Source organism: Dyella thailandensis (genome assembly GCF_050749815.1).
GTDB lineage: Bacteria > Pseudomonadota > Gammaproteobacteria > Xanthomonadales > Rhodanobacteraceae > Dyella_A.
Genome location: NZ_CP192735.1, coordinates 2,079,613 through 2,091,917, shown reverse-complemented (window position 1 = coordinate 2,091,917; position 12,305 = coordinate 2,079,613). Strand labels below are relative to the sequence as shown.

Genomic DNA, 12,305 nt, shown 5'->3' with positions numbered 1-12,305 from the left:
CGGCTGACGATGGTGCGGCGCGCGGCTCAGGCCGCGCCGGGCTTGCCATCGGGCAGGGCGACCGACAGCTCCAGCACTTCGTGGCCGCTGTCGTGCTCGAGGTTGATCGAGATCGCCTCGATGTCCACCTGCACGTACTTCTTGATCACTTCCAGGAGCTCGTTGCGCATCATCGGCAGGTAGTCAGGCGCACCGCGGGTGGAGCGCTCCTGCGCCACGATGATGCGCAGGCGCTCCTTGGCGACGTTGGCGCTGGCTTCGGGCTTGCGCTTGAGGAAATCGAGGATACCCATGCCGATCAGCTCCCGAACACGCGCTGGAAGAAGCCCTTCTTGGTCACTTCGGTAAAGCGCAGCGGCTTATCTTCGCCCAGGATGCGGGCCACGGTGTCGCTGTAGGCCTGGCCGGCCATCGAGTTCTCGTCGAGGATCACCGGCACGCCGGCATTGGAGGCCGCCAGCACGTTCTCCGATTCGGGGATCACGCCGACCACGCTGATGCCGAGGATCTCCTCGACGTCCTTCACGCTGAGCATCTCGCCGGCGGCCACGCGGCCCGGGTTGTAGCGGGTGAGCAGCAGGTGCTGGGTGATCGCGCCCTCGCCGCGCTCGGCACGGCGGGTCTTGCTGGCCAGCAGGCCCAGGATGCGGTCCGAATCGCGCACCGAGGACACTTCCGGGTTGACCACCACCACCGCGTGGTCGGCGAAGTACATCGCCAGGTGCGCGCCCTTCTCGATGCCGGCCGGCGAGTCGCACACGACGTAGTCGAAGCCCTCGTCGGACAGGCCCTGCAGCACCTTCTCCACGCCTTCCTGGGTCAGTGCGTCCTTGTCGCGGGTCTGGCTGGCGGCGAGCACGTAGAGGTTCTCGTAGCGCTTGTCCTTGATCAGCGACTGCTTGAGCGTGGCCTCGCCGTGCACCACGTTGACGAAGTCGTACACCACGCGGCGCTCGCAACCCATGATCAGGTCGAGGTTGCGCAGGCCGACGTCGAAGTCGATCACCGCGACTTTCTTGCCGGCAATGGCCAGGCCGGTGGCCAGCGAGGCGCTGGTGGTGGTCTTGCCGACGCCGCCTTTGCCGGACGTGACAACGATGATCTGTGCACTCAAGGGTTCATCTCCCGGGTATTCGTTATTGTTCTAGTGGATCGTCCGGCCCGGAGGGTTCAGAGCCGCGCGATCATCAATTTTTCACCATCGAGCCAGCATTGCACAGACTGGCCCTCCAGATCCTTGGGGATCTGTTCAAACACGCGGTAGTGGCCGGCGATGGCCACCAGCTCGGCGCGGAAGTCGGATACGTAGATGCGTGCCTTCTCGTCGCCCTGAGCGCCGGCCATGGCGCGACCGCGCAGGCCGCCGTAGATGTGGATGTTGCCGTCGGCGATCACCTCGGCGCCGTTGGCGATGGCGCCGGTGACGATGAGGTCGCGATCGCGCGCGTAGACCTGCTGGCCCGAGCGCACCGCGCCATCGTGGTGTTGTGCGCCGAGCGCGGGGCCGGCCGGTGCCGACGCAGCAGCGTGGATGGGCTCGCGCGCCGGCGCCGCCGAAGCCGGTGCCGGCTGGGCGGCCGCCGCGACCGGCGCGGCGGCACTGCCACCCTCCGGCTCGTACGCAGCGCGGAACTTGGCGATCAGCGGCAGGCCCATGCGCTTGGCCAGCGCCTCGGTCTCGCTGGTGCCGTAGGCCAGGCCCACCGGCAGCATGCCCGCGGTACGCACGGCTTCGAGCAGGGCATCGACGATGCCGTCGTCGGGCAGGTCGAGCAGGTGGCTGAGGTCCAGCACCACGGCGGCGCGGGCGAACAGTTGAGGCGCGGCGCGCACGCGGCGCTCCAGCTCGTCGCACAGCGCCGCGGCATCGGGGCGGCGCACGCGCACGCAGGCAATGCCGACCTGGCCGAAACGGAGGTCGCAGGCGTCGGAGGTGTCCATCTTGGCGTTCATGCGTGGGGTTCGTTCGGTGGGGGCAGGCGCTCGGCCAGCCAGGGTTCGGCGGGCAGGCGGCCGTGTTCGAGGTAGGTGTCGCGCACGTAGCCGTAGCTCGGCAGGTCCTTGGCCAGCAGGCTGACCTGCGGGCCGGAATCGCCCATGCGCTGCTGGCCGACTTCCTGGAAGCCGTAGGTGCCGTGGAACAGCACCACCACGTCGTCGCGCGGCTCCAGGAACACCTCGCAGGCGAGCAGCGGCACGCGCACTTCGGCGTAGCTGGTGACGTCGCAATAGAAGATGCGGCCCAGGCCGTGGCGGCGGAACGCGTTGGCGATCACGATGCGGTCGATGTAGAGGAACTGCGGATAGTGCTCGCAGAACCAGCGGTAGTTGGGGCTGTCGTAGTCGCGCCCCTCGCGCATGGCGATAAGGAACCCGGCGAGCTCGCCGTCGATCTCGGCGACGCGGAAATAGTCCGCATGCTCGTAGAAGAAACGCAGCTGGGCCGCGTCGATGGCGAGGATGGAGCGGCCGGCGGCATTGTTGAGTGCCAGTACGGCATCCAGGTCGTGCTCGCGCACGTCGCGGATGGCAAGGGCCATTCGTTGCTCCGCTTGGGTGTCGAAGAGGGTGTCTTGCCCGCGCGGGGCGGGCAGGGCGGCGCATTATGCCACGCGGGCGCCGCCCCCACACCCGCATGGGGCGATGTAAAACCGGCGTAAAGCGGTCTGCTCACGGTGGGTGCCGCCGTGACTTCTCGCGCATTGCGGCCGCCGTGGCGGGGCCTATGATGCGGCCATGCCCTGGTTCCAGTTCAATCACGTACGCGTCCTCCGGTATACCGGCCTGTTCACGTACCTGTGCGTGAGCCTGCCGCTGTGGCCGGGGAACTGGGGGCTGGGCCAGTCGCATGTGTGGTGGTGGAACAGTCCAACGCTCTCCAGCTGGTTGCTCTCGTACCTGTTGTTCGGGGTGGCTTTCATCTCGCTCACCGCCCGGAGCCAATTCAGTGGGGAAGGGGCGCTGCGTCCAGCCACCAAACTGCTGTTGCTGTTGCTGATCACCGAGGCCGCGGTGGCGGTGGGCTGGTTCAGCCAGAGCGGTCTCTCAGCGATGCTGATGTTGGTGATCGCCGTGGTACTTCCCTGGCAGTTGCCTGTGGTCGCCGGCCTGGCCTGGTTGCTGGGCCAGAATCTGCTGCTGATCCCGGTGATCGCCAGCTACCAAGGCTGGACGGTAGGCACGGCGATCCTGCAGGTATGCATGTATCTGGGTCTTTCCGCCCTGGTGTTCATCACCTCCACCGTGGCGACGCAGCAGGCCGAGGAGCGCGAGGTGCAGCGCCGGCTCAATTCCGAACTGCGCGCCACGCGCGCGTTGCTCGCCGAATCCACCCGCATTGCCGAGCGCATGCGCATCGCGCGCGAGCTGCATGACCTGATCGGGCACCACCTCACCGCGCTCAGCCTGAATCTCGAAGTGGCCAGCCACCTGGCCAACGACAAGGCCGCCGAGCACGTGCGCAAGGCGCAGGCCACGGCCAAGCACCTGCTGTCGGACGTGCGTGAGGCGGTGAGCGAACTGCGCCAGGACGATGCGATCGACCTGACCCAGGCGTTGCGCAGCCTGATCGAAGGCGTGCCCGGCCTGGACGTGCACGTGCAGACGCCGCCGCGCTTCAGCGTGGAAGATCCGCGACGCGCCCAGGTGCTGCTGCGTTGCGCACAGGAAATCATCACCAATACCGCGCGCCACGCCGGCGCGCGCAACCTGTGGCTGCATTTCGCCTATGCCGAAGACGGCATGCTCGGTCTGCATGCGCGCGATGACGGCCGCGGTGCGGCCAACTACACGCCCGGCAACGGCATGAGTGGCATGCGCGAGCGCCTGGCCGAATTCGGCGGCAGCGTGATGGTGGACACCGGCGCCATGCAGGGATTCGCGCTGACCGTGCGGCTGCCGCTGGGCGAGGTCAGCGCACTGGCGCACGCGCCCACTCGCTTCGAGCCGCCGGCGTTGAGCCTCCCATGAACCCGGCCGCGCGTTCGGCCGGCCCGGCGGCATGCCAGAATGTCCCCTCGCAGGGGGACTGCGGTGTTGCCCCGGCGCCGTGCCAGCCACGGTGCCAGCACAGTTATCCACGTTTCTGAGGATCCGCAATGATTTCTGTCTGTCTCGTCGACGATCAGAACCTGGTGCGCCAGGGGGTGCGTTCGCTGCTGGACCTGGCCGAGGACATCCGCGTGGTCGCCGAATGCGCCGATGGCGCGCAGGCCGTGCTGGAGATTCCGCGGATCAAGCCCGACGTGGTGCTGCTGGATCTGCGCATGCCCAACATGAGCGGTCTGGAGGTTCTGCAGGCGCTGTCCGCACGCAACGAACTGCCGCCCACGATCATCCTCACCACTTTCGACGACGACCAGCTGGTGCTGCAGGGCCTGAAGGCCGGCGCGCGCGGCTATCTATTGAAGGACGTGTCGCTGGAGCAACTGGTGGAGGCCGTGCGAACGGTGGCTGCCGGCGGTTCGCTGGTGGCGCCGATGGTGACCCAGCGCCTGCTCGCCGGGGTCGGGCGCATCCAGAACCAGTTCACCAGCCTGGAGCAGCCCGATCCCCTCACCGAGCGCGAGACGGAGATCCTGCGGTTGCTCTCCGGCGGCTACTCCAACAAGGAAATCGCCAACTCGCTGAAGGTGGCCGAGGGCACGGTGAAGAACCACGTGTCGAACATCCTTTCGAAGCTCGGGGTGCGCGATCGCACCCGCGCCGTATTGAAGGCGCTGGAGCTGGGCATCGTCTGAGCCGCACGTACGTTCGGCCGTCCATTCGGTGACGCATGTACGGGCGCGCCATGGGGTGCGGGGCCTCGCGCAGCCTCATTTTCGGCCTTCTGGAGCGTGTTGCGGCTGCAGATGGCGTTCCTCGGCGCGAGCAAGTAACATCCGTCGCTTCGGCATGCGTTCCCCCCCGCTGAGACAGGTTTCCGAGGGAAGACTTCCCGGCGGTAACGGCGATGCCATCAAGTGCTGCGTAGAGACGCTCGGAGAACCCTGGAATGATGCGTGTTCTTGAATTACTTATGGCCCTGGTCATCGTGGCCGTACTGGCTGTGGTGGTGGGCATTGCGATGCCCGGCAGTGGCCATGTGGAGAGGTCGCTGGTCATCGGCAAGGACATCCGTCAGGTCTATGACGTGCTGAACAACTTCCGTCGCTTCGGCGATTACGCCGAGCTCACCGGCAGCGATCCGACGATCAAGTACGACCTCTCGGGCAAGGCCTACGGCCCCGGCGCCGAGATCAGCTGGACCGGTGCGCCGAAGAAGGCCGGCAGCGGCAAGCTGACCATCGCCAGCGCCACCCCCGAGTTCAACAAGATAGACTCCTCCGTCAACTCCGCCGAGATCGTGTGGAACCTCGACGGCGACTGGCGCGGCAGCGACAAGCACTTCACGCTGGATCTGGAGCGCGAAGGCCGTACGCACAAGCTGACCAAGGTCACCTGGGCGTATGACGTCAAGTACGGCTTCAACCTGCTGAACCGCTACTCCAACCTCTACATCCACGGCGCACCGGATGCGTTCATCCAGTACAGCCTGACCGGCCTGCAGAATATGCTTGCCTCGGTCAAGAACGTGGACTACAGCGAGCTGGTGCCGTACATCGAGCAGACCAAGCCGACGCCGGTGCTGCTGGTGTCGACCAAGATCGAGCGTGAGGGCGGCCTCGATGCGCTAACCGAAGCAACCGACGGCGCCGTCAAGCTGCTGCAGGACACCGCCAAGAAGCTCAACGTCAACGTGACCGGTCCGCGCATCCTCGTGGTGAACAACTACGGCGACCAGACCTTCACCTTCGACATCGCGCTGCCGATCGACGCCACCACGCTCACGGTGGCCGGCCAGAGCCACGATCTCACCGCCGCGACCACGCCGACCCAGCCGGGCGTTCCGGCCGCCGCCGGTTCCGCCGCCGCGCCGGCCAGCGCCGCCTCGACCGAGGCTCCGGCCGACGCCGTCGCCGCCAACGCGCCGGGCAGCACCGACAAGTACGGCCGCCTGATCATCGATCAGGACGTTCGTGCCACCATGATGGCCGGCGGTGCAGTGCTGAAGGGCGAGTGGAACGGCACCTACGCCGGCGTGCCGCAGACCCGCGACGAGCTCGAGGCGTACGCGCAGACCCACGGCTACAAATACGACACCGTGGTGAACCGCTTCTACGACGTCCTGGCTCGCCCGGAACAGATCGACACCAACAACAACATCACCCAGTACGCCCGGTACGACGTGTACCTGCCGCTGAGCGATGCTCCGGAACAGACGCCGGAACAGGAGGCGGGCATCCAGCCGCCGACGCTGGACGAGTCGCCGGCCGCTTCCTCCAGCAGCGCCGCTCCGGCCGCCGCCGGTTCCGCTGCGGCGCCGGCCGAGGCTGCCAGCGCCGGCAACTGATCGGACCGACGCAAGTCATCGAACCCCGTCCGCCCGCGGACGGGGTTTTTTGTTGCCTGCAGTCCATGCCGGACATGCCGGCCGCCGAACTTTTGCGGCCCCTTGCGGTACATTGCACGGCGCGGCGTCATCGCCGCTTCCTGTTCCCTGGCCCGCGGGGCCGCCCACGCCCGTCGCCGGCCTTCCGATGATCGAAACCGACCAGCTCACCCGACGCTATGGCAGGTTCACTGCGGTGGACGCGCTGAGCATCCGTGCCGAGCCGGGGCAGGTGCTGGGGCTGCTGGGCCCCAACGGTGCGGGCAAGACCACTGCGATGCGGATGATCGCCGGCTTCCTCGCGCCGACCTGCGGCACGGCGCGCGTCTGCGGCCACGACGTGCGCACCGCACCGCAGGAGGCACGTCGCGCGCTGGGTTATCTGCCCGAGGGGGCGCCGAGCTACGGCGAGCTGACGGTGCGCGAGTTCCTGGTATTCATCGCGCGCATGCGCGGCTTCACCCGCAGCACGGGTCGCCAGCGCTTCGAGGAAGTGATCGCCCGGCTGCAGCTGGAGGACGTGCTCGAGCAATGCATCGACACCTTGTCCAAGGGGCTGCGCCGGCGCGTGGGCCTGGCCCAGGCGATCCTGCACGATCCGCCGGTGCTGATGCTCGACGAACCCACCGATGGTCTCGATCCCAACCAGAAGCACGCGGTGCGTCAGCTGATCGACGCGATGGCGCGCGAGCGCACCATCCTGGTCTCCACTCACCTGTTGGAAGAGGTGCACGCGCTGTGCAACCGCGTGGTGATCATCGCCCGCGGCCGCCTGTTGGCCGATGCCACGCCGGCGGAACTGGAACAGCGCTCGCGCTATCACGGTGCGGTGTCGTTCAGTGCGCCGGGCAGCGCGGTGTCGCAAGAGATGCTGGGCCGGATGCCGCAGGTAGCGGCGATCGAGGTCGATCCGCTGGACGGGCGCATCACGGTGTTCCCCAAGCCGGGCGAGCGCATCCTCGAAGCGGTGGAGCAGTTGCTGCGCGCACAGGGGCTGGAAGTATCCGAGATCCAGCTCGAGCGCGGCCGCCTGGATGAAGTGTTTCGCCACATCACCACGATGCCGGAACCGGCGACGCCGGGGCGCGCGGCATGAGCCCGGTCCAGGCCATCGTGCGGCGCGAGCTGCGCAGTTATTTCGTGACGCCGGTGGCCTATGTGTTCCTGGTGATCTTCCTGGTGCTGGCGGGCATCCTCACGTTCTACAGCGGTGACTTCTACGAGCGGCGACAGGCCGACCTGCAGCCGTTCTTCGCGATGCATCCGTGGCTGTACCTGATCCTGGTGCCGGCGGTGTCGATGCGGCTGTGGGCCGAAGAGGCCAAGTCCGGCACGCTGGAACTGCTGCTGACGCTGCCGGTGCGGCTGTGGCAGGCGATGCTGGGCAAGTTTCTGGCGGCCTGGTTGTTCGTGGGGCTGGCGCTGGCGTTGACCTTCCCGATCTGGATCACCGTCAACTATCTGGGAGATCCGGACAATGGCGTGATCCTGGCCGGCTATCTCGGCAGCTGGCTGATGGCCGGTGCGTTCCTCGCCATCGGCGCCTGTCTGTCGGCGCTCACGCAGAGCCAGGTGGTGGCCTTCATCCTCACCGCGCTGGTGTGCGTGCTGCTGCTGTTGGCCGGGCAGTCGCAGGTGATCGACTTTTTCCAGGAGGCGCTGCCGCGGCGGCTGGTCAACGGCGTGGCGCACCTGAGCATGCTGCGCCATTTCGAGGCGATCGCCCGCGGCGTGCTCGACCTGCGCGACCTGGCCTACTTCGTGCTGAGCATGGTGGCCTGGTTGACTGCCGGCGTGCTGTTGCTCGACCTGCGGCGGAGTCGCTGAGCGTGCGCCGCTGGACGTTCGGTCGACGCTCGCGCCTGGCGGCCACTTTGGCCGCGCTGGTGCTCGTGTTCATCGCCGCCGCGCTGGCGTTGAGCCGCTGGGTGCACGTGCCGCGGATCGATCTCACCGCGGACCGGCTGTACACGCTGACGCCCGGCACGGTGCAGATCGTCGGGCACCTGCAGCGGCCGCTGCGGCTGACGCTGTATTTCTCCGAACACGCGGCGCGCGACCTGCCGCAACTGCGCAGCTACGAGCAGCGGGTGCGCGAGATGCTGCAGGAAATGGTGGCGCGCTCGTCCGGCAAGCTGCACCTGCAGATCGTGGACCCGGTGCCTTACTCCGACGACGAAGCGAGCGCCGAGGGCAACGGCCTGACCCCGCTCAGCGGCGGCAGCAACGGCGAGCGCGTGTTCTTCGGCCTGGTCGGCACCACGCTGCCGGCCGATGGCAATGCCGTGGACGGCGTCGACGGCAAGACGCTCTCGGTGCCGTTCTTCGACCCGGCGCGCGAGACTTTCCTCGAGTACGACATCGCCAAACTGATGTACGAGCTCAACGAGACGCAGAAGCCGCGTATCGGCCTGATCAGTTCGCTGCCGATGAGCGGCAACCCGGTTATCGGCGAGCCGGCATGGACGGTGCTCGGCCAGCTGCAGCAGCTGTTTTCGATCACCACGCTGGACCCGGGCAAGCTCAAGCGGATTGGCAAGGATCTGCCGGTCGTGCTGCTGGTGCATCCCAAGCACCTGTCCGACGACGCGCTCTATGCGCTCGATCAATATGTGCTCGGCGGCGGCCACCTGGTGGTCTTTGTCGACCCGGATGCGGAGCTCGACAACGCTCCGTTCGTCGATGCTTCCACCGGCGTCACCGACGATCACAACTCGGACCTGCCGCGGCTGTTCAAGGCCTGGGGCGTGGTCTACGACGATCGCAAGGTGGTGCTAGATCGCTCGCGCGCGCTGAAGATCGAGCTGGGCGACACCAGCTTCAGTCATCCGGCGATGCTCGGCCTGGGCGGGCAGGAGCTGAACCGTGGCGACGCCGTCACCGCCAGCCTGCAGCAGATCGACCTGTCCTCCGCCGGCTACTTCGATCTCGCCCCCGATGCCACCGCGCGGCTGGTGCCGTTGCTGCAATCCAGCGTCGATGCGCACGTGGTGCCGGTGCAGCGCGTGATCGAGGCGGCCAGCGACCCGTCCCTGCTGCTGCGCGACTACACGCCCGACAACGCGCACTACGTGCTCGCCGCCCGCCTGCGCGGCACGCTGAGCAGCGCCTTCCCGGAGCGCACCTCGCCCGTACACTTGGCGCAGTCGGCGCCGAATGCGGAGGTGATCCTGGTGGCCGACACCGATCTGCTGACCGATCGGCTGTGGGTCGACACCCAGAGCTTCCTCGGCCAGCCGATGCTCAACGCCTTCGCCAGCAACGGCGACTTCATCACCAACCTGGTGGACAACCTCAGCGGTTCGTCGGCGCTGCTGTCGATCCGCGGGCGCTCCACTTCGCAGCGGCCGTTCACCCGCGTGCAGGCGCTGCAGAACGCCGCCGACCAGAAGTTCCTGCTGAAGAAGCAGGAGCTGGAGCGTGAGCTGGCCGAAACGCGCAGTCGGCTGGAAGAACTGCAGCCGGCGCGCGGCGGCCGCGATGGCCAGGCGAGCGCGGAGCAGAAGCGCGAGATCGAGCAGTTCCTGCAGCGCAAGCTGGCGATCAGCAAGGAGCTGCGTGACGTGCAGCACCAGCTCAACGCCGAAATCGACGCGCTGGGCCTGCGCGTGAAGTTCATCAATATCGTGGTGGTGCCCGCGCTGGTGACGCTGCTGGGTCTGCTCTATGGCTGGCGCCGCACGCGGCGCAGCCGCCGACGCGTGTGAGGGTGGCAATGTGCCGCGCGAGTGCGCCACGTGTAGCCGCTAAGCTGATCGACTTGGCCGCTGTCCGGCCGGGATCGTGCCCGTGATGTCGACGCTGTTGAAATGGATCGTGCCGTGGGAGTTCTCATGGCTGTTTCTGGCCACGTTCGTGCTCGCCTGCGTGCTGTACGTGCGCGGTGCGACGCGGCTGCGGGTGAGTCGCGGCCGCCAGCTGTCGTTCTGGATCGGCATGGTGATGATCTACGCGTCGCTGCACACGTATTTCGATTACTACGCCGAGCATGAGTTCTTCATGCACCGCATCCAGCAGGTGCTGCTGCATCATCTGGCGCCGCTGCTGATCATCGCCTCGTATCCGGGGACGGTGCTGCGCGCGGGGCTGTCGTTGCCGCTGCGCGTGCGCCTGCGCACCGCGCAGCGTACATGGCCGTCACGGCTGGCCAGCGCGGTGCTGCTCAATCCCGCCTTCGCCACGCTGACCTTCGTGGCGTTCATCCTGGTCTGGCTGATTCCGCACATGCAGACGCTGGCGATGCTGGACTGGCGCATCTACCGCTTCATGAACTGGTCGATGGTGGTCAGCGGCTTCATCTACTGGTGGCTGGTGCTCGACCATCGCCCGCGCCCGCCGGGCCGCATGACGCCGGGTGTGCGCGTGCTGTCGCCGGGTATCACCATGACGCCGCAGATTCTCGCCGGCGCCATCGTCACGTTCTCCAAGACCGACCTCTATCCGATCTTCGAGATCTGCGGCCGTGCCTTCACCTTCAACGTGCTCACCGGTCAGCTGGTGGGCGGGGTGATCATGTGGGTGCCGGCGGCCATCATCGAATCGATCGGTGGCCTGCTGGCCTTGCGCCAGTGGCTGCGCCTCTCACGCAGTGGGCGGATCCGCCGCGAAAGCGACGATCGGCGCCGCGCAGCCGCGGCGAGAGCGACGGCGCGCAGCGCCGGCTGAGCGAAGCGGGTCGCTCCGGCTCAGTGACCGTGCGGCATCGCGCCGCCGTGATCCATGGGCATGGCCGGATCCATGCCGGCCGGCGCCTTGTCACCCGCATCGACCGCGTTGGCGGGGCGCGCGAGGAAATCCACCGGCAAATGGCTGCCATCGGCGAAGTCCAGCGTGACCGGCACCGTCTCGCCGGCGTTTACGGCCTTGGTCGCCTGCATCAGCATCAGGTGGTAGCCGCCCGGGGCCAGCGCCACGCTGCCGTGGGCGGGGATCGCCAGCTGCTCGACCATGCTCATGCGGCCCATGCCACCCTCGGTGGTGCTCTGGTGCAGCATCACGTGTGCGTAGCGGGCGCTGGTGGCGCCGGTGAGTGCGACGGCGGTGTCGCCGCTGTTGTGCAGCGTCACGTAGCCGCCGGCGGGCAGGTTGGCGGGCAGCACGCGGATCCACGCCTTTTCGGCATGCACCTGGGCGGCCTGGTCGGCCTGCGCGGCGCCGGCAAAAAGCAGGCCGGCGGCAAACAATGCGGAAAAGCGACGGGTCATCATGGTTGGGCTCCGGGGGCGAGCAACAGGTGCAGGTCGTGGACCAGATCGTCCTGCGAATCGGCAGGGGTGGACAGCAGGCGCGCATGGCCCTGCGCGTCGAAGATGTAGATCGCCGAGCTGTGGCTCACCTCGTAGTTGCCGTCGCCGGGATCGGGTTCGCGGCTGAAGGCGGAGCGATAGCGCTTGCTCAGCGCCTCGATGTCGCCCGGCTTGCCAGTCAGGCCGACCGCACGCTTGTCGAACGCGTTGACGTAGGCGTGCATCACCTCCGGCGTGTCGCGCGCCGGGTCGACCGACACGAACAGGATGCGCGCGCCATCGGCGAGCGGCCCGAGCCGCTGCATCAACACATGCAGATGGGCGAGGGTGAGCGGGCAGACGTCCGGGCAGTGGGTGTAGCCGAAGTACAGCAGCACCACCTTGCCGCGATAGTCCGCGCCGGTGGCCGGCTTGCCTTGGTCGTTGACCAGGTTGAAGTCCAGGTCCGGCATGTGGCCGGTGACCTGGGTGAGCCGGAACGGCAGCGGCGTGCCGCGCTGGCAGCCGGCCAACAGCAGGGCTGCGGCAAATAGCAGCGAGACGGCAAACCAGGGAATGGCGCGACGCGCGCGCATGCGAAGATCGGAAATGGCCATCCCCCAAGGATACGCCACGGGCGTCTACGGCCA

At 67.5% G+C, this 12,305-nt stretch carries 13 protein-coding genes; 7 read left to right on the top strand and 6 right to left on the bottom strand.

The features are described from left to right. Positions 1-26: 26 nt before the first annotated feature. Genes minE through ACQVBX_RS09685 form a run of 4 tightly spaced genes read right to left on the bottom strand, consistent with a single transcriptional unit; the run spans position 27 to position 2,540 of the window. A complete protein-coding gene (minE, locus tag ACQVBX_RS09700; RefSeq protein ID WP_431633890.1) occupies positions 27-293 on the bottom strand; it encodes a cell division topological specificity factor MinE in 267 nt (88 codons plus the stop codon). Positions 294-298: 5 nt separating this feature from the next. Next, complete coding sequence (gene minD / locus ACQVBX_RS09695) at positions 299-1,114, bottom strand: septum site-determining protein MinD (RefSeq protein ID WP_431633889.1); 816 nt, start codon at positions 1,112-1,114, stop codon at positions 299-301. Between the two features lie 56 nt (positions 1,115-1,170). After that, complete coding sequence (minC, locus tag ACQVBX_RS09690; RefSeq protein WP_431633888.1) at positions 1,171-1,953, bottom strand: septum site-determining protein MinC; 783 nt, start codon at positions 1,951-1,953, stop codon at positions 1,171-1,173. Then, the gene (locus ACQVBX_RS09685; RefSeq protein WP_431633887.1) at positions 1,950-2,540 is read right to left on the bottom strand and encodes a GNAT family N-acetyltransferase; all 591 of its coding nucleotides are present in this window, start codon (positions 2,538-2,540) and stop codon (positions 1,950-1,952) included. Before ACQVBX_RS09685 ends, minC begins: the two co-directional genes overlap by 4 nt. 196 nt (positions 2,541-2,736) lie before the next feature. Here ACQVBX_RS09685 and ACQVBX_RS09680 point away from each other — a divergent pair, with 196 nt between their 5' ends. From ACQVBX_RS09680 to ACQVBX_RS09650, 7 genes are all read left to right on the top strand, one after another. Continuing rightward, a complete protein-coding gene (locus ACQVBX_RS09680; protein ID WP_431633886.1) occupies positions 2,737-3,969 on the top strand; it encodes a sensor histidine kinase in 1,233 nt (410 codons plus the stop codon). 128 nt (positions 3,970-4,097) lie between these two features. Further along, positions 4,098-4,739, top strand: coding sequence for a response regulator (locus ACQVBX_RS09675; RefSeq protein WP_017461331.1), 642 nt, complete (start codon positions 4,098-4,100; stop codon positions 4,737-4,739). Positions 4,740-5,017: 278 nt separating this feature from the next. Further along, positions 5,018-6,391: a polyketide cyclase gene (locus ACQVBX_RS09670; protein ID WP_431633885.1), complete on the top strand. Its 1,374-nt coding sequence runs from the start codon at positions 5,018-5,020 to the stop codon at positions 6,389-6,391. Positions 6,392-6,578: 187 nt separating this feature from the next. Further along, entirely contained in the window at positions 6,579-7,526 is a 948-nt protein-coding gene (locus tag ACQVBX_RS09665; protein WP_431633884.1) for an ABC transporter ATP-binding protein, read from the top strand. Next, entirely contained in the window at positions 7,523-8,257 is a 735-nt protein-coding gene (locus ACQVBX_RS09660) for an ABC transporter permease subunit (RefSeq protein WP_431633883.1), read from the top strand. The genes ACQVBX_RS09665 and ACQVBX_RS09660 overlap by 4 nt, the downstream gene beginning before the upstream one ends. Next, on the top strand, positions 8,254-10,137 hold the full coding sequence (locus tag ACQVBX_RS09655; RefSeq protein WP_431638149.1) for a Gldg family protein: 1,884 nt from the start codon (positions 8,254-8,256) through the stop codon (positions 10,135-10,137). The genes ACQVBX_RS09660 and ACQVBX_RS09655 overlap by 4 nt, the downstream gene beginning before the upstream one ends. Positions 10,138-10,222: 85 nt before the next feature. Continuing rightward, positions 10,223-11,095 carry a cytochrome c oxidase assembly protein gene (locus ACQVBX_RS09650; RefSeq protein ID WP_431633882.1) on the top strand — a complete coding sequence of 291 codons (873 nt, stop codon included), beginning with the start codon at positions 10,223-10,225 and terminating at the stop codon, positions 11,093-11,095. Between the two features lie 20 nt (positions 11,096-11,115). On the opposite strand, the gene ACQVBX_RS09645 is transcribed toward ACQVBX_RS09650, so the two are convergent. Together ACQVBX_RS09645 and ACQVBX_RS09640 are read right to left on the bottom strand one after the other, a co-directional pair. Beyond that, entirely contained in the window at positions 11,116-11,637 is a 522-nt protein-coding gene (locus tag ACQVBX_RS09645) for a copper chaperone PCu(A)C (RefSeq protein WP_431633881.1), read from the bottom strand. Next, on the bottom strand, positions 11,634-12,251 hold the full coding sequence (locus ACQVBX_RS09640; protein WP_431633880.1) for an SCO family protein: 618 nt from the start codon (positions 12,249-12,251) through the stop codon (positions 11,634-11,636). Before ACQVBX_RS09640 ends, ACQVBX_RS09645 begins: the two co-directional genes overlap by 4 nt. Positions 12,252-12,305 lie beyond the last annotated feature (54 nt).